Here is a 25,252-nt window from a genome sequence, read left to right as displayed (position 1 = left end):
TCACGTCCCTCGTGCGGCGAGTACCGCCGCCAGGTCGAGTCCACGCGCCCGCTCGGTGTCCTCCCGGTACTTCAGCGCCGACCCCAGCGTCGCGACGGCGAGGTCCGCGTCGACCTCGCTCGCCCCGAGCGCGTCCAGGGCCTGCGCCCAGTCGATCGTCTCGGCCACCCCCGGCGGTTTGAGCAGGTCCTGCGTGCGCAGCGCCTGCACCAGCGCGGTCACCTGCTCGGCCAGCCGCGCCGACACCCCGGGCAGCCGGCGCCGGACGATGGCCAGCTCGCGGGCGAAGTCCGGATGGCCGAACCAGTGGTACAGACAGCGCCGCTTGAGCGCGTCGTGCACCTCCCGGGTGCGGTTCGACGTCAGCACGACCACCGGGGGCACCTCGGCCCGTACGGTGCCCAGCTCCGGGATCGTCACCGAGAACTCCGACAGCAGCTCCAGCAGGAACGCCTCGAACTCGTCGTCGGCCCGGTCGATCTCGTCGACGAGCAGCACGCACGGCTGCGTCTGAAGGGCGCGCAGCAGGGGCCGGGCGATCAGGAAGCGGCGGTCGTACAGCTCGCCCTCCAGCCGGTCGGCGTCCGTGATCCCGGTCGCCTCGGCGGCCCGCAGATGCAGCAGCTGACGGGGGAAGTCCCAGTCGTAGAGGGCCTGGGAGGCGTCGATGCCCTCGTGGCACTGGAGCCGGATCAGCGGCGCGTCCAGTGCCTCGGCGAGGGCGGTCGCCAGCGCGGTCTTGCCGACGCCCGGGTCGCCCTCGCAGAACACCGGCCGGTGCAGCTTCAGGGCGAGGAAGCAGGCCATGGCCAGGCCGTCGTCGACCAGATACCCCGTCGCCTCCAGACGGGCCCGCACCTCCTCCGGCCCGGAAGCAGCCCGGTCCGGCCCGCCCGCTGCCGGGTCCGGTCCGCCCGCTGCCGGGCCCGGCCCGGCAGCCGCCCCGCCCGGTCCGCCGGGCCCCGGCCCGTCGCTCCCCACTGCGCCGCTGATCGGCCTCACCCCATTCCGGCCGCGGTCAGCACCGCCCGCCGGGTGAGCACCTGCGCCAGGTGAGTCCGGTACTCGGGCGAACCCGAGGTGTCCCGGGGCGGCTGGGTGCCCTCCGCCGCCGACCGCGCGGCCCGCGCCACGGCCTGCGTGTCGTCGCAGCCGGCCAGGGCCCGCTCGGCCGCCGTGGCCCGCAGCGGGGTCGCGCCCATGTTGACCAGCCCGACCCGCGCCTCGGCGATCCGCCCGTTGTCGCGGCGCACCAGCGCCGCCACACCGACGATCGCGTAGGACTGCGCCACCCGGTGGAACTTCTCGTAGTGGAAGCCCCAGCCGTCCGCCTTCGGCACCCGCACCTCGACCAGCAACTCGTCGGGCTCCAGCACCGTCTCCAGATAGTTCACGAAGAACTCACGGGCCGGGACCGTGCGCCGGCCGCCGGGACCCGCGACGACCAGCTCACCGTCCATGGCGAGCACCGCCGCGGGCAGGTCCGCCGCCGGGTCCGCGTGCGCCAGCGAGCCGCCGAAGGTGCCCCGGTGCCGTACGGCCGGGTCGGCGACCGTGCGGGTGACGGCGGCCAGCAGCCCCGCGTGCCGGCGCACCAGCGGGTCGCGGACGACCTCGTGGTGCGTGGTCATCGCGCCGATGACGAGCGTGTCGCCGTCCTCGCGCACCCCGCGCAGCCCGGGGACGCGGCCGACGTCCACCACCAGTTCCGGGAAGGCCATCCGCAGCCTGAGCAGCGGCAGCAGGCTCTGCCCGCCGGCCAGCACCTTCGCGTCCTCACCGCCGTCGGCGAGCACGCGCAGCGCCTCGTCGAGGCTGGTGGGCCGGGCGTAGTCGAATGCCGGGGGGATCATGCGGAGGCCTCCTTCGCCGAGTGCACTGCCCGCCACACCCGCTCGGGCGTGCACGGCATCGTCACGTCGTTCACCCCGAGCGGCCGCAGCGCGTCCACGACCGCGCCGACCACGGCGGGCGTCGAGGCGATCGTCCCCGCCTCGCCGACGCCCTTGACGCCCAGCGGGTTGGAGGTCGCCGGCGTCTCGGTCCGCTCCGTGACGAACTCCGGCAGATCACCGGCCACCGGGACCAGGTAGTCGGCCATCGTGCCCGTGACCAGGTTGCCCTCGTCGTCGTACACGGCCTCCTCGTACAGCGCCTGCGCGATGCCCTGGGCGAGGCCGCCGTGCACCTGGCCCTCCACGATCACCGGGTTGATCACCCGGCCCACGTCGTCGACGCAGACATAGGAGCGGATCCGGGTCCGCCCGGTCTCCGTGTCGACCTCGACGGCGCACAGGTGGGTGCCGTGCGGGTACGAGAAGTTCTCCGGGTCGACCAAGTACTCGGCGTTGATGGTGGGCTCCATGCCGTCCGGCACGTCGTGCGAGGTGAACGTCTCGAACGCGATCTCCTGGATCGTCTTCCGCGCCTCGGGCGAGCCCTTGACGGTGAACACACCGTCGGTGAAGTCCAGGTCGTTCTCGTTCGCCTCCAGCAGGTGCGCGGCGACCTTTCGGGCCTTCTCCACCACCTTCTCGGCCGCGTGGTGCACCGCCGACCCGCCGACCACCAGCGACCGCGAGCCGTACGTGTCCATGCCCTGCGGGGCCGCCCTGGTGTCGCCGTGCACCACCTCGATGTCCTCGAACGGCACGCCCAGCACGTCGGCGGCGATCTGGCTCCAGCTCGTCACGTGTCCCTGCCCGTGCGGGCTGGTGCCGGTGACCACCTCGACCTTGCCGGTGGGCAGCATGCGGATGCTCGCCGCCTCCCAGCCGCCGGCCGCGTACCGCAGGTCCCGCAGCACCCGGCTCGGGGCGAGCCCGCACATCTCCGTGTACGTCGAGACGCCGATGCCGAGCCGTACGGTGTCGCCGCGCTCGTTGCGTTTCTGCTGCTCGGCGCGCAGGTCGTCGTACCCGAACAGCGCGAGCGCCTTCTCGGTGGCCGCCTCGTAGTTGCCGCTGTCGTACGTCAGACCCGCGATCGAGTCGTACGGGAACTCCTCGTGCCGGATCCAGTTCCGGCGTCGCACCTCGACCGGGTCGAGGCCGAGCTCGGCCGCCAGCTCGTCCATGATCCGCTCGATGGCGAACGTGGCCTCCGGGCGCCCGGCGCCGCGGTACGCGTCCGTCGGCGTCTTCGTCGTGAACACACCCGTACAGGTGAAGTCGTAGGCGTCCATCTTGTAGATCGCCGGGTACATGAACGCGCCGAGGATCGGGATGCCGGGCGTGACCAGCATCAGATAGGCGCCCATGTCGGCGAGCAGCTCGACCTTCAGGCCCAGGAGCCTGCCCTCGCCGGTGGCGGCGACCTCGATGTCCTGGATCATGCCGCGGCCGTGGTGGGTGGCCAGATAGCCCTCGGAACGCGACTCGGTCCACTTCACCGGGCGGCCCAGCCGCCGGGCCACCTCCAGCGCGACGGCCTCCTCGCCGTACACCTGGAGTTTGGAGCCGAACCCGCCGCCCACGTCCGGGGCGATCACCCGCAGTTTCTGCTCGGGGATCCCCGTGACCGTCGCCAGCATCACCCGCAGGATGTGCGGGACCTGGGTCGCCGAGTAGACCGTGTATTCGCCGGAGGCGGCGAGCGGGGTGACGACGACCGCGCGCGGCTCCATCGCGTTCGCGATCAGCCGCTGCTGGTGGAAGCGGCGGCTGACGACCACGTCGGCACGCCGCTTGACCGCCTCGTAGTCCTCGCCCGTCTTCAGCGGCCACACGTAGCTGCGGTTGGTGCCCTTGTCCGCGTGGACCAGCGGAGCGTCCTCGGCGAGCGCCGCCTCCAGGTCGAGCACCGGGGGCAGCGGCTCGTAGTCGACCTCGACCGCCTCCAGCGCGTCGGCCGCCGCGTACCGGTCGCGGGCCACCACGACCGCCACCGGGTCGCCCGCGTGCCGCACCTCGTCGACCGCGACCGGCGGATGGTCCGGCAGCACGATGTCCTCGGTGACCGGCCAGGCGCAGGGCAGCGAACCGAGCCCCTCGGCCAGGTCACGGCCGCTGAACGCGGCGACCACGCCGGGGCGTTCGAGGGCGGGGGAGACGTCGACCCGCTCGATGCGGGCGTGCGCCATGGGGCTGCGCAGGAACGCGATGTGCAGCAGACCGGTGACGGAGATGTTGTCGGTCCAGTTGGTCTGCCCGGTGACCAGCCGGGCGTCCTCCTTGCGGAGCCGGCTCCGGCCCACCTCACGCTCGGTGTCCCGGTCGGTGCTCTGATCCGTCATGCCGTGACCTCCTCCGATGCGGCGGCAGCGGCGAGCACCGCGCGGACGATGTTCTGGTAACCGGTGCAGCGGCACATGTTGCCCTCGAGCGCCTCGCGCACCTCGTCCGCGTCGGGATCCGGGTTCTCGCGCAGCAGATCACGCGCTGCCATGATCATCCCGGGGGTGCAGTAGCCGCACTGCAGTGCGTGCTGCTCGTGGAAGGCCCGTTGCAGCGGCGTCCACTCGCCGTCCCGGGCCAGCCCTTGGACGGTGGTCACCTCGCCGCCGTCGGCCTGGACGGCCAGCACCGAGCAGCTCTTCACGCTCGCGCCGTCCAGTTCGACCGTGCAGGCGCCGCAGCTCGAGGTGTCGCAGCCGACCGGGGTGCCGGTCAGACCGAGCCGGTCGCGCAGATAATGAACCAGCAGCAGACGGGGTTCCACCTCGTCCTCGTACGCCGTGCCGTCCACTTTCACCGAGATGCGAGCCATGTGCCCTCCAGAGACCGTGCGGGCGGATACGGAGTGTCGGCGGACCTTGGGGTGACGCAGGTCACTCTAGGGCCGGTCCCGTGGGACGGCGAGCGGTGCGGCGCGGAACTGCCGAGCGTTGATCGGTTGCGCTTGTTCAGCGCGTGCATGACATGATTCCGTGTGTGTCGTCACCCGCACCCGCGCTCCATGACCGGAGGGCGGGAGCCCGGCCGTGTCCTGTGCTCCTTGGCGTCCGGCCGAACCGGACCGCTCACTCGTCCCAGGCCTGGATCATCGTCTGCTCGGTGATCCTTCCGTCCCGCAGCGAGACCATCGACTCCGCGTACACCCGCACCCCGTCCGGGTACACACAGGTCTCGCTGAAGGCGGCCTGGTCGTCCTGGACGACGCACCGCTCCAGCCGGTGGGTCATGTCACGGCTGTAGACGTCGTCGAGCATGGCGGAGATCTCGTCCCGGCCGTGCAGGACCATGGGGTGGCTGGGCTGGGTGTTGCGGTCCACGATGCGCAGCTCGGCGTCGTCCGCGTAGAGCGCCGTCAGGGGGGCGGCCGTCGGGGACTCGAGCCCTCGGCGCAATGCGTCGGTGCCGAAGCGAGGTGCTGCCGAGGTTGCCATGATGACCTCCTTCGAGGGCCTCGGCCCGGTCCGGAGCGGGCCACGCCGGGCCTCACCTACGAGCCTCCTCCCGCCCGATGGGTACGGCAAGCCCGGCCCGCCCGCTCCGCTCGCCCCGGAACAGCCCCCACCGTCCGGACCTGACGGCCGCGCCCTGCGCGCCGTCCCAGGACGGCGCGCACCGGCCGCCGGGTGTCACCCGCCGGTCGCCAGGAACTGCGTCGCCGCCAGCTCCGCGTACAGCGGATCGGCGGTCACCAGTTCCCGGTGCGTACCGACCGCGCGGACCCGGCCCGCGTCCATCACCACGATCCGGTCGGCCATCGTCACCGTCGACAGCCGGTGGGCGACCACCAGCACCGTCGTCGTCCGGGCCACCTCGGCGACGGTGTCGCGCAGCGCGGCCTCGTTCACCGCGTCGAGCTGCGAGGTGGCCTCGTCGAGCAGCAGCAGCCGGGGACGGCGCAGCAGCGCGCGGGCGATCGCGACCCGCTGGCGCTCCCCGCCGGACAGCTTGGTGCCGCGGTGCCCGACCAGTGTGCCGAGCCCCTCGGGGAGCCTGGCCACCAGACCGTCGAGCCGGGTCGTCTTCACCACCCGCGCCACTTCGTCGTCGTCCGCCTCCCGGTTCCCGAGCAGCAGGTTGTCGAGCAGGGAACCCGACAGGACGGGCGCGTCCTGCTCCACGTAGCCGATCGAGGACCGCAGCCGCGACAGCTCCCAGTCGGCCAGCTCACGCCCGTCGAGGGTGATCGTCCCGGAATCCGGGTCGTAGAAGCGCTCGATGAGGGAGAAGACGGTGGTCTTGCCCGCGCCGGACGGGCCGACGAACGCGGTCATGCCCCGGGCGGGCACGGTGAACGTCACCCCGTGGTGCACGTACGGCAGATCGGCCGCGTAGCGGAAACGCACGTCCTCGAAGGCGAGCGCGGCGGGCGCGGCACCCGGCGTGGGCAGGGGCGCGGGCCCGGCGGCAGGCTCGGCGGGCAGCCGCAGCGCCTCCTGGATCCGGGCCAGAGCGGCGCTGCCCGTCTGGTACTGCGTGATCGCGCCCACGACACTCTGGATCGGCATCATGAGGTAGAAGACGAACAGCAGGAACGCCACCAGCGTGCCGATGTCGATGGCGCCCGTCGCCACCCGGGCTCCGCCCACCGCGAGCACCGTGATGAACGCGACCTGCATCGCGAGCCCCGCCGTGTTGCCCGCCGCCGCCGACCACTTGGCGGCCCGCACGCTCTGCCGCCACGACTCCTCGGCCGCCTCGTGCAGCGCGCGCTCCTCCCGCGGCTCGGCACCGGACGCCTTCACCGTGCGCAGCGCGCCCAGCACCCGCTCCAGCGAGGCCCCCATCACGCCGACCGCGTCCTGCGCCCGCCGGCTGGCCCGGCTGATGTGCGGCACGATCAGCGTGAGGACCGTCCCGGCGCCCACGATCACGGCCAGGGTGACCCCCAGCAGCACCGGATCGACGAAACCCATCAGGGCGATGGTCGCGATCAGCGTCAGACCGCCCGTGCCGAGGCCCACCAGCGAGTCCGTGGTGACCTCCCGCAGCAGTGTGGTGTCGGAGGTGATGCGGGCCATCAGGTCACCCGGCTCGCTGCGGTCCACGGCCGTGATCCGCAGCCGCAGCAGATACGACGACAACGAGCGCCGCGCCCCCAGCACCACCGACTCGGCGGTACGCCGTAGCACGTACGAACCCAGCGCGCCCAGCGCGGCGTTGGCTATGACGAGGGCCGACATCAGCACCAGCGCGCCGGTGATGGCCCGCTCGTCGGACAGGTCGTCGATGAGGTCGCGGGCGACCAGCGGCAGCATCAGGCCGGTCGCCCCCGTCAGCAGGGACAGCGCGGCGCCGCCCAGCAGGGCCCACCGGTGCGGCCGTACGTAACCGAGGAGCGCCCGCCAGGCGGGCGGGCCGGACTTCTGCGCTGCGATGCTCACGTCGCTCCCTCGGCGTCGGGCGGAGCGTTCAGGCTACGTCGCCGCGGTCCGCCCGCGGTCCGCCCGCGGCCCGCCGGGTCCGCCCCGCGCACCCGGCACGAAACCCCGGCCTCCACGTTCCGACCTGCCGTGGAGCCCACCGGCCGGGTCCCGTACGGGTCGCGTAGGGTCGGGAGGACGTACCACCGGGAGATGAAGGAGCCAGCACCATGGCGCAGGAAGTACGCGGCGTGATCGCACCGGGCAAGGACGAGCCGGTACGCATCGAGACGATCGTCGTACCCGACCCGGGGCCGGGTGAGGCGGTCGTCCGCATCCAGGCATGCGGGGTGTGCCACACCGACCTGCACTACAAGCAGGGTGGCATCAACGACGAGTTCCCCTTCCTCCTCGGCCACGAGGCCGCGGGCGTCGTGGAGTCGGTGGGCGACGACGTCACCGACGTCGCCCCCGGTGACTTCGTCGTCCTCAACTGGCGTGCGGTGTGCGGCAAGTGCCGCGCCTGTAGGCGCGGACGCCCCTGGTACTGCTTCGACACGCACAACGCCAAGCAGAAGATGACCCTCGCCTCGACGGGCCAGGAACTCTCCCCGGCCCTGGGCATCGGAGCCTTCGCCGAGAAGACCCTCGTCGCCGCCGGCCAGTGCACCAAGGTCGACCCCGAAGTCTCCCCGCAGGTCGCCGGCCTGCTGGGCTGCGGTGTGATGGCCGGCATCGGCGCCGCGATCAACACCGGCAACGTCGGCCGCGGCGACAGCGTCGCCGTCATCGGCTGCGGCGGCGTCGGCGACGCGGCCATCGCCGGGGCCCGGCTCGCCGGAGCGGCGAAGATCATCGCCGTCGACATCGACGACCGCAAGCTGGAGACCGCCCGCTCCATGGGCGCCACCCACACCGTCAACTCCCGTACCTCCGACCCCGTCGAGGCGATCCGCGGACTCACCGGCGGCTTCGGCGCCGACGTCGTCATCGAGGCCGTCGGCCGCCCCGAGACGTACCAGCAGGCCTTCTACGCCCGCGACCTGGCCGGCACGGTCGTCCTCGTCGGCGTGCCCACCCCGGAGATGAAGCTCGAACTGCCGCTCCTCGACGTGTTCGGCCGCGGCGGCTCCCTGAAGTCGTCCTGGTACGGCGACTGCCTGCCCTCACGGGACTTCCCGATGCTGGTCGACCTGCATCAGCAGGGCCGCCTGGACCTCGGCGCGTTCGTCACCGAGACCATCCAGCTCGACGAGGTGGAGAAGGCCTTCGAGCGGATGCACAAGGGCGACGTCCTGCGCTCGGTGGTGGTGCTCTGATGGCTGCTCGCATCGAACACCTCGTCACTTCGGGGCAGTTCAGCCTTGACGGCGGTACCTGGGACGTCGACAACAACGTGTGGATCGTCGGCGACGACCACGAGGTGATCGTCATCGACGCCGCCCACGACGCCGACGCCATCGCCGAGGCGGTGGGCGACCGCCGCCTGAAGGCGATCGTGTGCACCCACGCCCACAACGACCACATCGACGCCGCGCCGGCCCTCGCCGACCGCACCGGGGCCACCATCTGGCTGCACCACGACGACCTGCCGCTGTGGAAGCAGACCCACCCGGACCGCGACCCCGACGCCTGGCTGGTCGACGGCCAGGTGATCGAGGCGGCCGGCGCCGACCTCACCGTGCTGCACACACCGGGGCACGCGCCCGGCGCGGTCTGCCTGTACGACCCGGGGCTCGCCACCGTGTTCACCGGGGACACCCTGTTCCAGGGCGGTCCCGGAGCCACCGGCCGCTCGTTCTCCCACTTCCCGACGATCGTCGACTCGATCCGGGAGCGGCTGCTCACGCTCCCGCCGGAGACGAAGGTACGCACCGGCCACGGCGACTCGACCACCATCGGCGCGGAGGCCCCGCACCTCGAGGAGTGGATCGCCCGCGGCCACTGAGGCCGCTCCGGGGATCGCCCGGTCGGATCCGACCGGGCGATCCCCGGGAAAAGGCGACAGAGGATGTCCGTCTTACCCGTCACTCTCGTAGCGACAGCAGAGCGCTGTCACGCGTGACGGGAGGCCGGACATGCCGGAGTCGACCATCGGGTCGTCGCAGAACAAGGTCGCACTGGTCGCTGGAGCGACCCGGGGGGCCGGACGGGGCATCGCCGTCGAACTGGGCGCGGCGGGCGCCACCGTCTACGTCACCGGACGCAGCACCCGCGCCGGGCGCTCCGAGTACGACCGCCCCGAGACCATCGAGGACACCGCCGACCTGGTCACCGAGGCAGGCGGACGGGGCATCGCCGTCCCCACCGACCACCTGGACCCCGTCCAGGTCAAGGCCCTCGTCGACCGCATCGCCGCCGAGCAGGGCCGCCTCGACGTCCTCGTCAACGACATCTGGGGCGGCGAGAAGCTCTTCGAGTGGGACGTTCCCGTCTGGGAGCACGACCTCGACAAGGGGCTGCGCCTGCTGCGGCTCGCGGTGGACACGCACGCCGTCACCAGCCACCACGCCCTGCCGCTGCTGCTGCGCCACCCCGGCGGCCTGGTCGTGGAGGTCACCGACGGCACCGCGGACTACAACCGTGACACCTACCGCGTCTCCTTCTTCTACGACCTCGCCAAGACGGCCGTCCTGCGCATGGCCTTCGCCCTCGGCCACGAAATCGGCCCGCGCGGCGCCACGGCCCTCGCGCTCACCCCGGGCTGGCTCCGCTCGGAGATCATGCTCGACGAGTTCGGGGTGAGGGAGGACAACTGGCGGGACGCCCTGACCCGCGTCCCCCACTTCGCCATCTCGGAGACCCCGCGCTACGTGGGGCGGGCCGTCGCCGCGCTCGCCGCCGACCCGCGGGTGTCCCGCTTCAACGGCACCTCCCTCTCCAGCGGCGGTCTCGCCCGGGAGTACGGCTTCACCGACCTCGACGGCAGCCGCCCGGACGCCTGGCGCTACCTCGTCGAGGTCCAGGACCCGGGCAAGCCCGCGGACGTCACGGGGTACCGCTGACGCCCTGCCCCTCCCGCGGTGATCGTCCGGCGCAGTACCGTCCCCGCATGACGACGGACACACGGCGTTTCGAGGGATACGGCGTTCTCATCACGGGCGCGGCACGCGGCATCGGGGCGGCGACCGCCCTGCGGTTCGCGGAGGAGGGAGCGCGTGTCCTGGTCGCCGACGTGGACGGCGCCGAGGCCGGGCGCACCGCGTCGGCGCTCCGCGAGAGAGGCCTGTCGGCCGAGGGCATCACCTGCGACGTGGCGGACCGCACGTCGGTCGAAGCGGCTGTCGCCCATGCCGTGGACGCCTTCGGGTCGCTCGACGTCCTGGTCAGCAACGCCGCCCACTGCACACCGGACGCCCCCCTCTTCGAGGACCAGCCGGACGAGGCCTGGGCCCGCGACCTCGACGTCACCCTCACCGGCGCCCACCGCTGCTGCCGTGCCGCGCTCCCGCATCTCGCCGCCTCAGGCCGGGGTGCCATCGTCGCCATCGGTTCCGTCAACGGCATCCAGGACTTCGGCAACCACGGGTACAGCGCGGCCAAGGCGGGTCTCGCCTCCCTCACCCGTACCCTCGCCGGTCACGCCGGGCCCCGGGGCGTCCGGGTCAACCTCGTCGCTCCGGGCACGGTGCGCACCAGGGCGTGGGAAGGCAGGGACGAGGACCTCGCGGCGGTGCGCGGGCTCTACCCGCTGGGCCGGGTGGGCGAACCGGAGGACATCGCGGCCGCCGTGGCCTTCCTCGCCTCCTGCGACGCGTCGTGGATCACCGGCACCACCCTGGTGGTCGACGGCGGTGTCACGGCGGTCAACGCGGGATTCCGTCAGGCGCTGGCGGGGCCGGAGAGCTGAGCCGGGTCCCCGCCGCGGCGGGGACCCGGCTCACGGGCCGGAGGTCTCGGAGAGCCGGTGGGCCCGGAGATCAGGGGGCCGGGGCGTCCCCGAAGTCCGGGATCTCCAGCCTGGTGCCGCCCTGCAGCGCCGACTGGTGGGCGACGATGCCGGGCAGGGTGTAGCGGGCGGCGACCCACGCGTTCACCGAGGGCAGGGTGCGGGTGCTCACGGCGGTCACGAAGTCGTCCACGAGGTAGTGGTGGCTGCCCTCGTGGCCGTTGGGCAGCAGGTCGAACGCGCGGGGGAGCCGGGACCGGTCGTGCACCGCCGCCGATCCCGAGGTGAAGGCGGAGCGCAGCTCCGGCGCCACGTGCTGGAGGGACGGGTCGTCGGGGGAGAGGGTCTCCTTGGGCTGCAGCAGCTCGCTGATGTCCTGGACGCCGCTCTTGTCCTGCCACAGCGCGACCGTGGCGAGCTGCTCCATGCTCGCCTCCGTACCGAAGAACCGGAACCGCGATTCCCTGATGTGCGAGGGATAGCCGACCCGCCGGAACTCGTTCGTGCGGAACGCGCCGCCGCCCGCCACCTCGAACAGGGCCGTGGCGTTGGAGAAGTCGTTGTCGAACCGGCTGACCTCCTTGTCGAAGACGCCGTCGCCCCGTTCGTCCCTGACGCCGATCGCGGAGACACCGACCGCGTGCGTCTGCCAGGCACCCAGCACCCCGCCCACCGCGTGGGTCGGGTACAGCATCGGGGGATAGCTGGCGGTGGCCTTCCAGTCGTCGCCGCCGCTGTACCGGTACGCCTCGTAGAAGCCGAGGTCCATGTCGTGGACGTAGTCGCCCTCGGCGTAGAACAGCCGCCCGAAGGCGCCTTCGGCGATCCGGTCGCGGGCGTGCACCGTCGCCGGGTGGTACTGGCTGGTCTCACCCATCATGTACGTCAGACCGGTCGTCTCGACCGCGTCGATGATCGCCGCGATCTCCTCCGTACGGATCGCCATGGGGACCGCCGAGTACACGTGCTTGCCCGCGTCGAGGCCCTGGAGCACCAGGGGGCCGTGGGTCCAGCGCTGGGTGAAGATCGCGACCGCGTCGATCTCCGGCGACTCCAGCATGGCCTCGTACGACGGGAAGGTGCCGGCGAGTCCCTGCGCGGCGGCGAGCTGCCGGGCCCGCTCGGGCAGCAGGTCGGTGACGTGGACGTCGCCGACGCCGGGGTGCGCCTGGAACAGGGTGGCGAACTGGCCGGAGAACTGGCCGGCGCCGACGATGCCGAGCGAGAACGTCATGGAATGCGTGCCCTTTCACGGGGAGGGAACGAGGCCGGGCTGCGACGCGCATACACCGGCCGCGTAGTGGGTGATCGGGGAGCTGAGAGGTCGGGAAGTCCTTTCGGCCGGCGGCCGCGCCCTCGGTGCCCTTCGGAGGGTCGGGGAACACGATGCCGTAACGGCCCCCCGTGCGGGGGCACTTGTCCGACACCGGATGGTTCCTCATGCCCTCAGGGGACTTCGCCGGGTCGCGGACCGCGCGGGTTCTCGCGCCCGCCGCCCTCCGTCGGCCGCACCGGCCGGGGAGAGGCCGAGGGGGCGGGGAGGGGTGTCATCGGGAGGGTGGGGAATGTGAACTCGCCCATGTTCCATGGCAGATGGACGTGATCAGTGACACTGTCCGGTATGCCCGGTTGACTCGTGATTACTCACGTGACTTTCACACCGGTGGCTCTATGCTTCACAGCATGTCCACCACTCTTGAACCTTCATCCGAGCGATCGGCTGCCGAGGTCAACGAGGAGATCCGGGCCCTGTGGCTCCGGTCGGGCGGGACACTGAGCGGTGAGCAGCGCGCGGAGTACCAGCGTCTCGTCCAGGAGTGGGCCGAGGCCCTCCCGGAGGAGGCCGAGGCGGCCTGAGGCGCCGCACGGGCCCCGCTGCCCCTCGCCCGTAGTCCTCGCCGGTCTCCTTCCGCTCGCCCTGTCGCCCGCCTCGGCCCGGGCCCTGGTCCCGGCCGCATCCCCGGTCCGACTCTCCGGACCGGGGCGCATGTGCCGTCCTCGTGGCCGGGCCGCCGTGTCACGAGGGAGCGTCCTCACCGGCGCCCGGGTGGTGGTACCGGCGCCGGCACCACCGCACCCGACTCAGCTCCATGTCGCCGAGTAGTACCGCTGGTACGCCTTGCGGTCCTGCTCCGCGCGGATCCAGCGGGTCGCCACGAGGGCCATCAGGCTGCCGCCGATGACCAGCACGCCGGGCCCCACGTTCCGCGGGTCGGCCAGGCGGGACAGCAGCGTCGACGCGTTGATTCCCGCCGCGGACGAACCCGGTGACGCGGAGTCCGGGGCCGCCGCGCCGGCCGAAGCCGACGGGGCGGGGGCGGCCGTGTCCGCGCCGCCCCCGGCCTTCGGGGCCACCAGGAGGTCCACCTTCAGCTGCGCCAGCGCCTTCGTGACCGGCTGGAAGAACGTCGTACCGCCTGCCTGGCGGCAGTCGCCGCTGCCGCCCGACGTCACCCCGAGCGCGATGCCCTCGGAGAACATCGGGCCGCCGCTGTCGCCGGGTTCGGCACACACGTTGGTCTCGATGAGGCCGCTGACCGTGCCCTCCGGATAGTTCACCGTCGCGTTGAGCGCCGTCACCTCCCCGTCGCGCAGCCCGCTCGTGCTGCCGCTGCGGAAGACCCGCTGGCCGACGGTGGGGTCGCCCACGCCGGTGATCCGTATGCCCTGGCCGTTGCCGACCGACACGACACCGGCGCCTTCACCGGCCCGGCCGCCGTCGTACTCGATCAGGGAGTAGTCGTCGCCGGGGAAGCTGCCGCCGACCGTGGTGCCGACCTTCTTCCTGCCCCCGTCGTCGGCGAACCAGACCGAACCGTCCGGCCCGCAGTGCCCGGCCGTGAGGATGAACTCGCGCTTGCCGTCGGTCACGTTGTAGCCCGCGGAGCAGCGCCCGGCGGTCGACAGGATGGGCTCCGCCCCGTTGATCCGCGTGGTGAAGGTGCCCTCGGTGCGCTCCATGCGGACGAAGCCGCCGGCCCCCTTCGCCACCCGGGTCAGGTCGGACCAGTCGTCCGCGGACACCGTGCTGTCGCCGCGGACCACCACCTCGTTGGACCGGTAGTCCATGGCCCAGGCCGTCCCCGGCACGCGTGGCGCCGAACCCAGCGTCTTCGTGGCCGACTTCAGGTCGCGCATGCTGTGGCGCACCACCTTCGGGTCGGCGCCGGCCTCCCGTACCTCGGCCGCCGCCTTCTCGTCGGTGACCGCGACGACCGTTCGACCGTCCTCACCGAGCCAGCTGCCCGCGGTGCGGGAGGCGCCGAGCCGCGCCACGAGGGCGGAGCCGGGGCCGGTGTCCTCCTCGGCCGCGGCGTACGGAACCGGGTCCGGCGCCGGGGGCTCACCGGCGACGGCGCGGGTCACCATCGTCGCTCCGAGGAGGACTCCGCCGACGGCCGCCAGCCGTGCCACTCGCCGGACGACCCGTCGTCGTGCGTGCCTCATGCATGACTCCCGAACCAGAACAGCGCGGTGCGAACACCGCGGGGCCTCCCCTGAGTCGAGTGCCCTCAGTCCATACGGACGCGGGCCCCGCGGTGTTCACCGCCGGAGCGATCCGATGTGCGGGAGGTGCCGGCCTGCGCGTCGAGCGGCCCGGCGTGCGCGGGGGGACGGCGTCCGCGGCGGGCGGGGGACGGTGACCGAACACTAGACTGCCGGGTATGGACGACGCGTTGCTCGAACGGCTCGGAGCGGGAAAGTACCTGCTGGTCACCAGCTACCGGCGGAACGGTACGCCGGTGGCCACCCCGGTGTGGGTGGTGCGGGACGGAAACGCGCTCGGGGTCTGGACCGCCGCCGACTCCTGGAAGGTCAAGCGGATCCGGGCCCGCGCCGATGTCCTGGTCGGACCCTGCGACGTGCGCGGCCGTCCGACCGGCGGCCAGGTCCCGGCCACCGCGGAGATCTGCGATGCGGCGACCACCGCCCGCTACCGCGAACTGATCGCCCGTAAGTACGGTCTGCCGGGCCGGCTGACACTGCTCGGCAGCCGACTGCGCCGGGGCCGTGACGGCACCGTCGGTATCCGCGTCGTACTGGCCGGCTGAACCCGGCCGACCGGACTCCGTTCGCCCGGACCGGTTCCGGGCGCCGGTCAGGTCCAGGCGCGGTAGGGCTCGTCGACGAGCTGGAAGACCGGTTCGCCGCGCACCGGGTCCTTGGCCGTGGACAGCCGTACCCGGTCCCCGCTGTGGATGCCGATGGGCGGGCCCATGACCCGGCCGCGGACGACGAAGCCCTCGGCCATCTCGATCAGGGACACGTTCCGGGCGGCCGGCGTATTGCGGTACAGCGTCGTGGAGTGACGGACCGTGCCGACGCCCGCACTGTGCTCCGTGCGCAGGTCGCTGCCCTGACAGACGGGGCACAGCAGCCGGTGGTACGTCGCGGTGCCGCACCATGTGCACCGCTGGAAGGCCATGGCCTCCGCGCTGTTCGCGCCCTGGGGTTCGAGCAGACCCGTCGTGACGCCGGCTGCCTGCTGAGCCACGCTTCCTGAGTGGTGGTACACGCTGGTCAACTCCCTGCACTCGGCCGCCATCCCGCGTGCACGATGCCCGGCACGCACGTACCCGGTGTGTCATGTGCCACCGTGCACAGCGACAGGGTATGGCACTCAGTGCCACCCGTAAAGGCACTCGGTACCCCTCTTTGTGTCCACCGTGCCCCGGGCTGTTCCGATACCTGCGGATCATTCATATGATCAGGCTTCTGTCGCCCTCCGAGGAGCCCCGCATGGCGCCCGCCCGTCCCCGTCCCCGCCTCCTGTACGTCACCGACCTGACGTATCCGGCCCGTGGGCGCCGCTACGGAGACGAGGACGTCCACCTCACCTCCCGGCTGCGCGCCGACTTCGACCTGGCGCTCTGTCATCCGCGGGACGCCGCCGCGCTGCTGGACGGCTTCGACGCCGTGGTCGTCCGTAACAGCGGCCCGGTGCTGACCTACCCGGAGGCCTACGAAGCCTTCCGCCGACGGGCCACGGAGGCGGGGAAGCCGGTCTACAACCCGCTCACCGGCCGGGGCGACATGGCGGGCAAGCAGTACCTGCTCGAACTGAGCGCCGCCGGGCGGCCGGTGATCCCCACCGTCGACCGCGCCGAGGACCTGCGACTGCTGCCCGCGGCGAACCGGTACGTGGTCAAACCCAGGCTCGGCGCCGACTCGGTGGGGCTGCGTGTCGTCTCCGGGGACGCCGTGCGGGAGTTCATCGACGGCAGCGTCCTGGTGCAACCGCACATCGACTTCGCGTACGAGGTCTCCTTCTACTTCGTCGACCACGACCTCCAGTACGCCCTGTACGCCCCTGACCCCGGCCAGCGCTGGCAACTGGAGCCGTACGAAGTCACTCCGTACGACCTGGAGTTCGCCCGGAGCTTCGTCGACTGGAACACCCTCGACCACGGCATCCAGCGGGTCGACGCCTGCCGCGCCCCGGACGGCGAACTGCTGCTGGTCGAGTTGGAGGACCTGAACCCGTACTTGTCCCTCGACGCCTTGGACGCGGAGTCCCGGGAGTCCTTCGTGTCCGCCGTGACGGCTTCCCTGCACCGTTTTCTGCGCGCTGCCGGCTGAACCTCCGCCCTCCCGGGCGCGTATCTCTTCCCGTGGGCGGCTCCGCCCTCGTGCGCAGCGGAAGGAGAGCAGCGTGCCGACGCCGTCCGACCCCGGGCAGCCGCACGACGGCCCGCCCCTCGAGCCCGTCCGCGTCCTGCGCCCGCGCCGCACGGACGCGCTCGCCGAACTGTTCAGGGAGTTCGAACGGGAGGAGCGCGAGGGCTACGAGTCCGTCACCCTGCCCCGGCCGGCGGCCGGCCCGGAGGACGAGACCCAGGAGTTTCCGCCGGTCGCCCCCGAACCGCCCACCCGGCCGCGGGCGACCGCGCCCGGCCCCGCGGGCGAGAACTTCGCGCAGCACGGTCCGGTACCCGGGCGCACGTCACCCGGCCGCCGTGCGCCCCAAGGCCCCTCGTACGACGGCGCGGTGCCCGGCCGGCCCTCGCGTATCCCCGCGCATCCGTCCCCGCACAGCCCCGGGAAGCGGCGTGCCGCCGTGGCGATCGCCCTGGCCGCGGCGGCGGTACTGGGTTTCGGTGGCGCGGTCCTGCTCCTGGGGCAGCGCACCGAGGACCGGGCCGTGCCGGACCCCCGCCCCACCACGAGCCCGCCCGCGGCCGAGCCCGCCGCGCCGCCCCAGCGGGCCCCGGCCGCTCCCGGGTTCCTCAGCGAGGGCGACTCGGGCCCGGAAGTGGCCGAACTCCAGGAACGCCTCCTGCGCATCCCGGACGTCTACCGCGACGGCGCCACCAGCGGCCGCTACGACGCCGTCCTGTCCGCGGCCGTCGCCCGGTTCCAGCTCTGGTACGGCGTCCAGGGCGACGAGACCGGCGTCTACGGCGACGACACCCGCCGCGCGCTGGAGTCCCGTACGGGGCGACGCCCGCCCGGCGCGTCCCGCCCGGTCAGCGGCCCGATTCCACCAGGGCCCGCGTGACCGCGCGCACGCTGCGCGCGATGTGCTGCAACTGCATGAGCTCGGCCGCGTACAGCTTGATCGTGTGCTCGATGACCCCTTCGTGCAGGCCGAGCCGGGGCAGGTCGGCCCGTGCCGTCTGGAGAGCGGTGCGCGCCACTCGGATCTCGTGCTCGACCTGGATCTGGGCGTGCCGCGCCAGCAGGACGGGGTGCCGGATGAACGCGGGGTAGCTCGCGTAGCGCGCCGGTACCAGCTCGCGCAGCCACTTGGCCGCCGAGCGTTCCCAGTCGTAGCTGCCGGGTGACTTGACCTGGCAGGGCCAGTCCGGGCTGAGGCGCGTGGAGGTCACGGTCATGATCATCGCTTCCGGGTGTGCGGCGTCGCTGGGGTGGGCGACGGGTGGGGCGGCCCTGGTCCGGCGCGGCCGTCGGAGCGGGTAGGAGCCGGCGGGTTCGGGCGTTCGTGCGGGTGTCCGGTCGGGGCGGACGCCATCCGCTGCGAAGGTGTCTGGCTGCGCAGGGGCGGACCGTCGGCTTTCCGGGCGGAGCGGGTGATGACGGGGTGGGTACGGATCGCGGTCCGGAGCGGACATGTCGTGATCCGCCAGCAGTATTTATATATGTGATGTGGTTTGCAAGGTGTATGAAAACATTCATGCGTGCTTCGAAGGGGAAGGCCCACTCGAGGGCGCCGGCGGGGGAGCGGCCCCCGGGGGGAATCAGTCCCTGAGGAAGAACTGGTGCTGCTCGGCGACCTGCTCGTACTCGTCCAGCCGGGACCGCGTCCGCTCCGGGTCCGCGTCCGTCATGGCCTGGAGCAGCGCCGCGCACAGCACACCCGGAGCCGCGTACGAGTCGAACGCCAGGCGTGACCCGGCGCCGGTGGCGAAGGCGACGTCGGCCTCGTCCGCGAGGGGGCCCAGCGCCAGGTCGGTGACCAGCGCGACCTTCAGTCCGGCGCCCCGGGCGACCCGCACCGCCGTCAGGGTCTCCTGGGCGTGCCGCGGCATGGAGAACGCCAGCACCCACGTGCCGCCGGCCTCCCGTGACTGCAGCAGCGCGTCGTAGGCGACACTGCCGCCGCGGGTCACCAGCCGGACGTCCGGGTGGATACGGCGGGCGGCGTAGGCGAAGTACTCGGCCAGGGAGACGGAGATGCGCAGCCCGAGGACGGTCAGCGGCGTGGACGCCGCCAGTTCGCGGCCGGTCCCGACGACCCGGTCGGGATCGGCGAAATCCCGCCGCAGGTTCTCCAGGTTCCCGATCTCGGCGTCCACCGCCGCCTGCAACTCGTTGCCCCGGTTCTCCTCCGCGGGTCCGCCGGGGAGCGTGCCGAGCGCGATCGCCTGGAGCCTCTCCCGCAGCGCGGGGTAGCCGCTGAAGCCGACCACCGAGGCGAACCGGGTCACCGAGGGCTGGCTCACCCCGACCCGCTCGGCGAGGTCCGTGATCGACAGGAACGCCGCCTCGGTGAGGTGCTCGATCAGATACCGGGCGATGCGCCGCTGGCCCGGGGAGAGCCGGGGCCGGTCGAACAGCGCGCGGAGCTGGGACGTCGGGGACGCCTCCGCCTCCTCGCCCCCCTTCCCCGAAGTGATCGCGGATGCCTGTGCGCGTGCCTGCTGCGGCGATGGCACCGGGCGCCTCCTTCGTCTCCCACGAGGGGTCGATTCAGCTTACGCAGCGTGGCGGACAGGGGGGAGCGATGCAGGGGGGCACCGCACGGCCCCGGGCGAAGAGCGACCCACCGGTCCACCCGCCCGCCGACGGCACACGAGAGGCCCGCCCGTCACCGGTGCACACGCGGCACCGCCGACGCCGGGACCACGAGGTCCGCGCGGTGCCGGGTCCGCGCGACCAGTTCGGCGTTGGGCCCGTCCGAGCGCGCGACCCAGGCCACCGACTCGTCCTGGCGCTTGCCGAACTCCACGTGCCGGGCCACCAGCCGCCGCACCCGCTCCTCCTCGTCCAGCTCGCAGAACCAGACCTCGTCGAGCTGCGACCGCACCCGCGCCCACGCACCGGTGTCCAGCAGCAGATAGTTCCCCTCCGTCACCACCAGCCGGGCCGTCGGCGGCACCGGAACGGCCCCCGCGACGGGCTGCTCCAGCGTCCGTTCGAAACCGGGCGCGTACACGACGTCCCCGTACGTCTCCTCGCGCAGCCGCCGCAACAGGGCCGCGTATCCGGCCGCGTCGAAGGTGTCCGGGGCGCCCTTGCGGTCCCGGCGGCCGAGCCGGTCCAGTTCGGCGTCGGCGAGGTGGAAGCCGTCCATCGGGACGTGCGCGGCCCACGGCTCCCCGGCGCCGTTCAGAGCCCGCACCAGCTCCCCGGCGAGCGTGGACTTCCCCGCCCCGGGGCTGCCCGCGATGCCGAGCAGCGCGCGTCGGCCGTCCCGGCCGAGGGCCCGGGCGCGGTGGAGGAGATCGTCGAAGGTCGGCGCCACACGGGAGAGTGTGTCACCCGCCCGCCGCCCGGACGGCGCCCGCGGTCCCGTCGCCGTCCGCTTTTCGCCGCGTACTGCCCGCCGGGACGCGGGATCATGTCCGGTATGACGGATCTGGGTCTGCCCGAGAACATCCTGGCCTGCCTCTTCGACCTCGACGGTGTCATCTCCAGGACTGCCGCGGTCCACGCGGCGGCCTGGAAGCAGGCGTTCGACGCCTTCCTGCGCGAGCGGGACGGCGCGGACTTCCGGCCGTTCACCGACGCCGACTACGCCGAGTACGTGGACGGCCGCCCGCGGGTCGACGGCGTACGCACCTTCCTCGCTTCCCGCGACGTCGGCCTGCCCCTGGGCGCGCCGGACGATCCGCCCGGCACCACGACCGTGCACGGGCTCGCCCGCCGCAAGAACGAGCTGTTCCTGGAAAGGATCCGCAGCGGCGGAGTGGAGGCCTACGAGGGCACGTTGCGCTACATCGAGGCGGTTCGCGCCGACGGCCTGCGCACCGCCGTCGTCTCCGCCAGCGCCAACTGCCGGGACGTGCTGCGCGCCCTCGACGCCGAGCACCTCTTCGACGCCCGCGTGGACGGTGTGGTCGCCGCGGAACGCCACCTTCCCGGCAAGCCGCACCCCGACACCTTCCTCGCCGCCGCCCGGGATCTCGGCGTCCCGCCCGGCCGGGCCGCCGTGTTCGAGGACGCGCTGGCCGGCATGGACGCGGGCCGCGCCGGCCGCTTCGGCTACGTCGTCGGCGTGGACCGCGCCGGCCGGTCGGCCGCGCTCTACGCCCATGGCGCCGACCGGGTCGTGACGGACCTCGCCGAGCTCACCGGAGAACCCCGGGAACCGGGCGAGCGGTGACCGCGATCGTCGTCCCGCCTGCCCCTGCGCGCCCCGCGGGTTAATTTGTTTCTGTTTGCGCGCAAGTGACCGGCAGGAACGGCGGCACACGGGACGAGGGACGGACGATGGCCGACGGCAGGGGTGCCCTTCTCGCCGCAGGGCGGCGACGCATACGGATACGCACGTCCTCGCCGGGCGCACCACGTTCCACGGACGGCACCGCACCGCTCGCCGTTCTGGCCGCGGTCTTCACCGTCGCCCAAATCGTCCTCGTCCGTCCGGCGCTGGGACTCGGCTGGGACGAGATCGTCTACGTCAGCCAGGTCACCTCCCACCACCCGGCCGCCTTCTTCAGCGCCCCGCGTGCCCGGGGCGTCTCCCTCCTGGTGGCGCCCGTCGCCTCATGGTCGGAGTCCACCGCGCTGCTGCGCGTCTACCTCGCCCTCCTGTCCGGCCTGGGCCTGTACCTGGCGCTGCGTGCCTGGCGCGGCCTGTTCCCCACCCCGGTCCTGGTCACCGCCGGCGCCTTCTTCGCGTCCTTGTGGGTGACCCTCTTCTACGGCCCCCAGGCCATGCCCAACCAGTGGGTCGCGCTCGGCGCCCTGATCGCCGTCGGCTGCTTCCTGAGGTATCACGCGGACCGCTCGGCACGCGGGGCGCTGTGGGGCGTCGCGGCGGGGGCCGTGCTGATGGCGCTGATGAGGCCCACCGACGCCGTATGGGTGACGATCCCCCTGCTGGTCCTCGCCCTGGCAGGCCGGCACGTCCGCCTTCTGGCCGCACTCGCGGCGGGCCTCGCGGTGGGCGCGGCCGAGTGGGTGGCCGAGGCCTACGCCTGGTACGGCGGCCTGGGGGAGCGGCTGGCCGAGGCTTCCCGCATCCAGGGCGGGCTCGGTCTGCAGATCGCCGTCGACGACCAACTGCGCAGCCTGGGCGGGCGGGGGCTGTGCCGCCCGTGCACGGGGACGATGCCCCATCCGGTGATCGTCCTCTGGTGGTTCGCCCTGCCGCTCCTGGCCGTCCTCGCGCTGGTCGTCGCCGTACGGGCCCGGCGCGCCCTGCGCACCGTGCTGCCGCTTGCCTGCGCCGCCACGGCCGCCCTCCCGTACCTCTTCATGATCGGGTACGCGGCGCCCCGCTTCCTCCAGCCCGCCTACGCCCTGCTCGCGATCCCCGTCGCCGACGCGCTGTGGCACCTGGTCAGGACACCGGCCGGGACGTGGCGGCCGGTCGTGACGTCACTGGTCGCGCTCGCGCTGGCCGGCCATCTGGCCGTACAACTGGCCGTCCTGACGCACACCGTGGACCGCAACACCGACAGCCGCCGGGACTGGGCCCGCACCGCCGGCGAACTGCACCGACTCGGCGTCCGACCGCCCTGCCTGATCACCGGCCACGAAGCCATCCCCGTGGCCTACTACGCCGGCTGCTCCTCCGGCGGGACGGGCGGGAACAACGAGAACACCACAGTGGCGGAGATACTGAGCACCGCGGACCGCGTCCCCGTCGCCACGCTCATCGGCCCCGGCGGAACCCCGCCCGGCTACGCCCGCGCCTGGCCCCCGCACACGATCGGTGACCTTCAGGTCAGGATCGCGCCGACGCCGGAGCAGGGCGCCCCGAAGGGCGCGGCCGCGGACGGGCCGGAGTGAGGGCCGGGGACGGGACGAGCAGGGCAAGGGCCGGAGCCGGGGCCGAGGGGCAGGGGGCCGGGGTCAGGGGAGGATCTTGTCCAGTGCGGTGGGCCCCTCCTCCGCCAGCTTGCGCCTGGCCCATTCGAGATTCTGCGGGGTGAGATCCTTGCCGGAGGCAAGAACGAGGTCCTCCGGCGACACATCGGTGCCGGTACGGGCGTGGAGCAGGCCGTCCGGGGTGGTGCGGTCCTCGGGCGGCAGGGACTCCTTGGGCTGGGACGTCGACATCTCTGACTCCTCGGGTCCGGATGGCTGTAGTGGCCCCGGTGCGGTCATCGGGTCCGGTATCACCATTCAACGCGGGAGCCCGAAGTGCATCCGGAACACGGGGGGCGCCGCTTGGAAGGGGCCGCTCCTCAGGTGCAGGAGTACCTTCCCCGGCCCGCGGAAAACCTGCCCGTTGCGGCAGGGCGATCCTCGCGGGTGCGCCGGCGCCACCTCCCGCGGTCCCGGTGTCCTCGCCGTCTTTTGGCCCTTCAGGGCTTTCGGGGCCGGCTTCAGAAGGGCGACAGCGTCAGGCGCACGCCCGTGGGGGCCGTGTCTTGGATGTACGAGGCGAAGTCGGCGACGTCGTCGAAGGCGAAGCCGTACGCCTTGCCGTCCTCCGTGGCCGTGTGCACGGCCTTGGAGTAGTGGTTGGTGAGCCCGGTCCGGTAGAAGACCGAGGCGTCGGTGGTCGGCTGGTCGGGGTGGCTGAGCAGCGTCGAACGGTTGAAGCCGGCGCCGAGCACGGCGGCGACCGGGCCGGTCGTGCCGTCGTTCGGGGCGGCGAGCGCCCCGTCGCAGAAGAGGACGTCCCGGGTGGACGGCCTGCCGAAGGAGACCTGGGCGGGCCCGGCGAAGGTGAACCGGTCGCCGCGCACCCGGCCGGTGAAGGTCCCGGCGTTGGTGGTGATCCTGAGGTCACGTCCGGTGTAGGTGCTCCACACCTCGTCGATGTACGGCGCGAGGTAGTCCTTGGCGAACAGACCCGCGTCCAGGCCGTGGCCCGGCGCGATGATCCGGGTGTCGTCCACGACGAGCCGCGAGAACGCCTCCACCTGCCTGAGCGCGGCGAACACGGCACCGCGGCCCCCGCCCCGGAACACGCCCGTGGACTGGTCCTTGGAACCGGTGAGCCGGATGTTCATCGGCACGCTGAACATGTCGACCATCGTGGTGTTGCAGAACATGCCGGCGGAGTTGTGGGTGAACTCCGCACAGTCGTGCAGCACACCGTAGCCGGGGTCCGAGGTGACCCAGCCGGCCGGGTACTGCAACGCCGCGTTGCCGTTGCCGTCCGTGACGGCCTTGAACTTGAGCTTCCGGCCGAGGGCCACGTAGATGCGGCCGGACATGTACGGCAGGGACAGCCGGGTCTCGCCGCTGCCGGCCAGGCTGATCGCGTAGTCGGTGAAGCCGTCGGCACCGTTGTCCGACAGGGAGACCGGGGCCAGGGTGCCGTCCGGGGTGAGCCGCACCTGACGTCCGTCCTGGTTGCCCACGACGTAGAGGTGCACGTTCGCGTTGCCGAAGGAGCCGCTGTTGTTGACGATCGTCAGCGGGAGAGGAGCCGCGGCGGCCGCCGCGGCCTGCGTGTCCGGGGACGTCTCCGCGAGGGCGTGGGGGGCGAGCGCGGCGGCGGCGGGCACGGCCACGGCCGCCCCACCGAGGGCGAAGAGAACCTTCCGGCGGCCGAGGGAACGCTGGTGGCGAGGAGTCATGTGGGGGGTCTCCTGAGGTGATCGAACGGTTCTGACGAGCCGTTCCTGGTGAGCGGTACCTGACAAGGTGTTGCCCGGGTGTGGGGGTGGGGCCGAGCGCTCCCCGACGGTGATGAGAGCGCTCTCACGCCGCAGGTCGTGCCAGCGCCTGGCCCTGATGGTACGGACCGGAACCGTCCCCGCCAATGGGTCCGACTTGTCCCTCGAGCCGCTCTGAACAGGGCTTACTTGACGCGCTTGCGAGAAGTGCGCATGCGCTTAAGCGCTTCTTAAGGGTCGCTTAAGCCGGATCGGGCGGAGGGGCGCCGGGTGTGCAGAGAGCGCTCTCTGCTTGCCGTGGTGTCGGCGCCCCCGGCGTGAAGCCGCGGGAGCCTTCCGGGGCGGGTCGGAGGTGCCGTCGCCCCCGGCGTATCGCGGCAAGCCGCCGGGCGCCCGTCCCGTGGAGGGCTCCGGCCTCCGGTGGCCGGCTCTCCCCCGCGATTCAGAGCCGCACCTGCTGAATGCGTTCGCATTTTCCTATTGGATTTCCCGCGGTACGGAGCTCAGGCTGGAACCGCTTGTCAGATGCGGCTGGACGGCATCCGGAAAGAGGTCACGCATGCATGCACACCCGCCGTATCGGTGACGTCGAGGTCGGTGGGATCGGACGGGGCGCCATGCGCGTGTCGATCGAGGGCCGGCCGGGCGAGGTGCGCTCCCCGGCCACCGTCCACGCCGCACCGGACGCCGGCGTCACCCTGATCGGCGCCGCGGACGCCTGCCGCCGGGAGGACCCGGCGCCGAGTGCCGAGGGGGACGCGGAACCGGACGCCGCCTGAGGGGTCTCGGGCCGCGACCGCCCGTGCGGTCGTGCACGCGGATCTGGTGTACTCCTGCTCGATAAGAGGGAAAGCGCTTTCCGGTGTGGGGGCAGAGAACGTTCGTCGCGCCGCCGTAACCGGG

The 25,252-nt window shown here is 72.7% G+C and carries 24 protein-coding genes and 1 pseudogene; 11 read left to right on the top strand and 14 right to left on the bottom strand.

All coding sequences use genetic code 11. The annotated features are described in order from the left end of the window. The 6 genes from OHB56_RS03905 to OHB56_RS03880 all read right to left on the bottom strand — a co-directional run bounded on the left by OHB56_RS03905 (position 1) and on the right by OHB56_RS03880 (position 7,276). The gene (locus tag OHB56_RS03905) at positions 1–858 is read right to left on the bottom strand and encodes a MoxR family ATPase (RefSeq protein ID WP_055595324.1); all 858 of its coding nucleotides are present in this window, start codon (positions 856–858) and stop codon (positions 1–3) included. A gap of 140 nt (positions 859–998) precedes the next feature. Continuing rightward, positions 999–1,853 (bottom strand): xanthine dehydrogenase family protein subunit M, encoded by an 855-nt coding sequence (locus OHB56_RS03900; RefSeq protein WP_326756517.1) that lies wholly within the window; start codon positions 1,851–1,853, stop codon positions 999–1,001. Continuing rightward, on the bottom strand, positions 1,850–4,234 hold the full coding sequence (locus tag OHB56_RS03895) for a xanthine dehydrogenase family protein molybdopterin-binding subunit (RefSeq protein ID WP_326756518.1): 2,385 nt from the start codon (positions 4,232–4,234) through the stop codon (positions 1,850–1,852). The genes OHB56_RS03900 and OHB56_RS03895 overlap by 4 nt, the downstream gene beginning before the upstream one ends. Further along, entirely contained in the window at positions 4,231–4,707 is a 477-nt protein-coding gene (locus OHB56_RS03890) for a (2Fe-2S)-binding protein (RefSeq protein WP_326756519.1), read from the bottom strand. The genes OHB56_RS03895 and OHB56_RS03890 overlap by 4 nt, the downstream gene beginning before the upstream one ends. A gap of 253 nt (positions 4,708–4,960) precedes the next feature. Then, positions 4,961–5,326: a nuclear transport factor 2 family protein gene (locus OHB56_RS03885; RefSeq protein ID WP_055595320.1), complete on the bottom strand. Its 366-nt coding sequence runs from the start codon at positions 5,324–5,326 to the stop codon at positions 4,961–4,963. 195 nt (positions 5,327–5,521) lie between these two features. Further along, positions 5,522–7,276 carry an ABC transporter ATP-binding protein gene (locus tag OHB56_RS03880; RefSeq protein ID WP_326756520.1) on the bottom strand — a complete coding sequence of 585 codons (1,755 nt, stop codon included), beginning with the start codon at positions 7,274–7,276 and terminating at the stop codon, positions 5,522–5,524. Between the two features lie 209 nt (positions 7,277–7,485). Between OHB56_RS03880 and OHB56_RS03875 the strand changes: the two genes are divergently transcribed. The 4 genes from OHB56_RS03875 to OHB56_RS03860 all read left to right on the top strand — a co-directional run bounded on the left by OHB56_RS03875 (position 7,486) and on the right by OHB56_RS03860 (position 11,105). Beyond that, complete coding sequence (locus OHB56_RS03875) at positions 7,486–8,574, top strand: S-(hydroxymethyl)mycothiol dehydrogenase (RefSeq protein ID WP_326756521.1); 1,089 nt, start codon at positions 7,486–7,488, stop codon at positions 8,572–8,574. Beyond that, positions 8,574–9,203 carry an MBL fold metallo-hydrolase gene (locus OHB56_RS03870; RefSeq protein ID WP_326756522.1) on the top strand — a complete coding sequence of 210 codons (630 nt, stop codon included), beginning with the start codon at positions 8,574–8,576 and terminating at the stop codon, positions 9,201–9,203. Before OHB56_RS03875 ends, OHB56_RS03870 begins: the two co-directional genes overlap by 1 nt. 130 nt (positions 9,204–9,333) lie before the next feature. Beyond that, the gene (locus OHB56_RS03865) at positions 9,334–10,260 is read left to right on the top strand and encodes an SDR family oxidoreductase (protein WP_406351611.1); all 927 of its coding nucleotides are present in this window, start codon (positions 9,334–9,336) and stop codon (positions 10,258–10,260) included. 47 nt (positions 10,261–10,307) lie between these two features. Beyond that, on the top strand, positions 10,308–11,105 hold the full coding sequence (locus OHB56_RS03860; RefSeq protein ID WP_406351610.1) for an SDR family NAD(P)-dependent oxidoreductase: 798 nt from the start codon (positions 10,308–10,310) through the stop codon (positions 11,103–11,105). A gap of 70 nt (positions 11,106–11,175) precedes the next feature. Here the strand turns inward: OHB56_RS03860 and OHB56_RS03855 are convergent, their stop codons facing one another. After that, the gene (locus OHB56_RS03855) at positions 11,176–12,378 is read right to left on the bottom strand and encodes a Gfo/Idh/MocA family oxidoreductase (protein WP_326756525.1); all 1,203 of its coding nucleotides are present in this window, start codon (positions 12,376–12,378) and stop codon (positions 11,176–11,178) included. Between the two features lie 437 nt (positions 12,379–12,815). On the opposite strand from OHB56_RS03855, the gene OHB56_RS03850 reads away from it, so the two are divergent. Then, complete coding sequence (locus tag OHB56_RS03850; RefSeq protein WP_326756526.1) at positions 12,816–13,001, top strand: hypothetical protein; 186 nt, start codon at positions 12,816–12,818, stop codon at positions 12,999–13,001. 225 nt (positions 13,002–13,226) lie between these two features. On the opposite strand, the gene OHB56_RS03845 is transcribed toward OHB56_RS03850, so the two are convergent. Then, positions 13,227–14,591: a S1 family peptidase gene (locus OHB56_RS03845; protein ID WP_326756527.1), complete on the bottom strand. Its 1,365-nt coding sequence runs from the start codon at positions 14,589–14,591 to the stop codon at positions 13,227–13,229. 218 nt (positions 14,592–14,809) lie between these two features. Between OHB56_RS03845 and OHB56_RS03840 the strand changes: the two genes are divergently transcribed. After that, positions 14,810–15,196: a PPOX class F420-dependent oxidoreductase gene (locus OHB56_RS03840; protein WP_326756528.1), complete on the top strand. Its 387-nt coding sequence runs from the start codon at positions 14,810–14,812 to the stop codon at positions 15,194–15,196. A gap of 47 nt (positions 15,197–15,243) precedes the next feature. Here the strand turns inward: OHB56_RS03840 and OHB56_RS03835 are convergent, their stop codons facing one another. Next, complete coding sequence (locus OHB56_RS03835) at positions 15,244–15,660, bottom strand: hypothetical protein (protein ID WP_326756529.1); 417 nt, start codon at positions 15,658–15,660, stop codon at positions 15,244–15,246. A 224-nt stretch (positions 15,661–15,884) separates the two neighbouring features. Here OHB56_RS03835 and OHB56_RS03830 point away from each other — a divergent pair, with 224 nt between their 5' ends. Then, positions 15,885–16,724 carry a hypothetical protein gene (locus OHB56_RS03830; protein WP_406351607.1) on the top strand — a complete coding sequence of 280 codons (840 nt, stop codon included), beginning with the start codon at positions 15,885–15,887 and terminating at the stop codon, positions 16,722–16,724. 73 nt (positions 16,725–16,797) lie between these two features. Then, positions 16,798–17,643, top strand: coding sequence for a peptidoglycan-binding protein (locus tag OHB56_RS03825; RefSeq protein WP_406351605.1), 846 nt, complete (start codon positions 16,798–16,800; stop codon positions 17,641–17,643). Here the strand turns inward: OHB56_RS03825 and OHB56_RS03820 are convergent. From OHB56_RS03820 to OHB56_RS03810, 3 genes are all read right to left on the bottom strand, one after another. Further along, positions 17,612–17,986 (bottom strand): hypothetical protein, encoded by a 375-nt coding sequence (locus OHB56_RS03820; RefSeq protein WP_326756532.1) that lies wholly within the window; start codon positions 17,984–17,986, stop codon positions 17,612–17,614. The two genes, OHB56_RS03825 and OHB56_RS03820, sit on opposite strands and share 32 nt — an antisense overlap. A 357-nt stretch (positions 17,987–18,343) precedes the next feature. Next, on the bottom strand, positions 18,344–19,261 hold the full coding sequence (locus tag OHB56_RS03815; protein ID WP_406351603.1) for a MurR/RpiR family transcriptional regulator: 918 nt from the start codon (positions 19,259–19,261) through the stop codon (positions 18,344–18,346). Between the two features lie 152 nt (positions 19,262–19,413). Beyond that, positions 19,414–20,070: a nucleoside/nucleotide kinase family protein gene (locus OHB56_RS03810; RefSeq protein ID WP_326756534.1), complete on the bottom strand. Its 657-nt coding sequence runs from the start codon at positions 20,068–20,070 to the stop codon at positions 19,414–19,416. A 105-nt stretch (positions 20,071–20,175) separates the two neighbouring features. Between OHB56_RS03810 and OHB56_RS03805 the strand changes: the two genes are divergently transcribed. Beyond that, positions 20,176–20,931 carry a beta-phosphoglucomutase family hydrolase gene (locus tag OHB56_RS03805; RefSeq protein ID WP_326756535.1) on the top strand — a complete coding sequence of 252 codons (756 nt, stop codon included), beginning with the start codon at positions 20,176–20,178 and terminating at the stop codon, positions 20,929–20,931. Between the two features lie 107 nt (positions 20,932–21,038). Next, positions 21,039–22,565: a hypothetical protein gene (locus OHB56_RS03800; protein WP_326756536.1), complete on the top strand. Its 1,527-nt coding sequence runs from the start codon at positions 21,039–21,041 to the stop codon at positions 22,563–22,565. 63 nt (positions 22,566–22,628) lie between these two features. Here the strand turns inward: OHB56_RS03800 and OHB56_RS03795 are convergent, their stop codons facing one another. Next, positions 22,629–22,835 (bottom strand): hypothetical protein, encoded by a 207-nt coding sequence (locus OHB56_RS03795; RefSeq protein ID WP_326756537.1) that lies wholly within the window; start codon positions 22,833–22,835, stop codon positions 22,629–22,631. A 269-nt stretch (positions 22,836–23,104) separates the two neighbouring features. After that, a complete protein-coding gene (locus OHB56_RS03790) occupies positions 23,105–24,310 on the bottom strand; it encodes a glycoside hydrolase family 64 protein (RefSeq protein ID WP_326756538.1) in 1,206 nt (401 codons plus the stop codon). A 602-nt stretch (positions 24,311–24,912) separates the two neighbouring features. Between OHB56_RS03790 and OHB56_RS03785 the strand changes: the two are divergent. Further along, positions 24,913–25,080, top strand: a pseudogene (locus OHB56_RS03785) (aldo/keto reductase); the annotation flags it as partial. Positions 25,081–25,252 lie beyond the last annotated feature (172 nt).

Origin of the sequence: Streptomyces sp. NBC_01635 (assembly GCF_045209715.1) — a bacterium.
Classification (GTDB): Bacteria; Actinomycetota; Actinomycetes; order Streptomycetales; family Streptomycetaceae; genus Streptomyces; species Streptomyces hirsutus.
Note: the sequence above shows the minus strand (reverse complement) of the source record. Positions and strands in the feature narration are given on the sequence as shown.

Bases quoted from the DNA above. Each gene is read 5' to 3' on its own strand.
- OHB56_RS03800 (WP_326756536.1), top strand. From the start codon at position 21,039: ATGGCCGACGGCAGGGGTGCCCTTCTCGCCGCAGGGCGGCGACGCATA.
- OHB56_RS03855 (WP_326756525.1), bottom strand. From the start codon at position 12,378: ATGACGTTCTCGCTCGGCATCGTCGGCGCCGGCCAGTTCTCCGGCCAG.
- OHB56_RS03820 (WP_326756532.1), bottom strand. From the start codon at position 17,986: ATGATCATGACCGTGACCTCCACGCGCCTCAGCCCGGACTGGCCCTGC.
- OHB56_RS03860 (WP_406351610.1), top strand. From the start codon at position 10,308: ATGACGACGGACACACGGCGTTTCGAGGGATACGGCGTTCTCATCACG.
- OHB56_RS03795 (WP_326756537.1), bottom strand. From the start codon at position 22,835: ATGTCGACGTCCCAGCCCAAGGAGTCCCTGCCGCCCGAGGACCGCACC.
- OHB56_RS03830 (WP_406351607.1), top strand. From the start codon at position 15,885: ATGGCGCCCGCCCGTCCCCGTCCCCGCCTCCTGTACGTCACCGACCTG.
- OHB56_RS03870 (WP_326756522.1), top strand. From the start codon at position 8,574: ATGGCTGCTCGCATCGAACACCTCGTCACTTCGGGGCAGTTCAGCCTT.
- OHB56_RS03890 (WP_326756519.1), bottom strand. From the start codon at position 4,707: ATGGCTCGCATCTCGGTGAAAGTGGACGGCACGGCGTACGAGGACGAG.
- OHB56_RS03885 (WP_055595320.1), bottom strand. From the start codon at position 5,326: ATGGCAACCTCGGCAGCACCTCGCTTCGGCACCGACGCATTGCGCCGA.
- OHB56_RS03850 (WP_326756526.1), top strand. From the start codon at position 12,816: ATGCTTCACAGCATGTCCACCACTCTTGAACCTTCATCCGAGCGATCG.
- OHB56_RS03900 (WP_326756517.1), bottom strand. From the start codon at position 1,853: ATGATCCCCCCGGCATTCGACTACGCCCGGCCCACCAGCCTCGACGAG.
- OHB56_RS03840 (WP_326756528.1), top strand. From the start codon at position 14,810: ATGGACGACGCGTTGCTCGAACGGCTCGGAGCGGGAAAGTACCTGCTG.
- OHB56_RS03865 (WP_406351611.1), top strand. From the start codon at position 9,334: ATGCCGGAGTCGACCATCGGGTCGTCGCAGAACAAGGTCGCACTGGTC.
- OHB56_RS03845 (WP_326756527.1), bottom strand. From the start codon at position 14,591: ATGAGGCACGCACGACGACGGGTCGTCCGGCGAGTGGCACGGCTGGCG.
- OHB56_RS03895 (WP_326756518.1), bottom strand. From the start codon at position 4,234: ATGACGGATCAGAGCACCGACCGGGACACCGAGCGTGAGGTGGGCCGG.
- OHB56_RS03790 (WP_326756538.1), bottom strand. From the start codon at position 24,310: ATGACTCCTCGCCACCAGCGTTCCCTCGGCCGCCGGAAGGTTCTCTTC.
- OHB56_RS03805 (WP_326756535.1), top strand. From the start codon at position 20,176: ATGACGGATCTGGGTCTGCCCGAGAACATCCTGGCCTGCCTCTTCGAC.
- OHB56_RS03875 (WP_326756521.1), top strand. From the start codon at position 7,486: ATGGCGCAGGAAGTACGCGGCGTGATCGCACCGGGCAAGGACGAGCCG.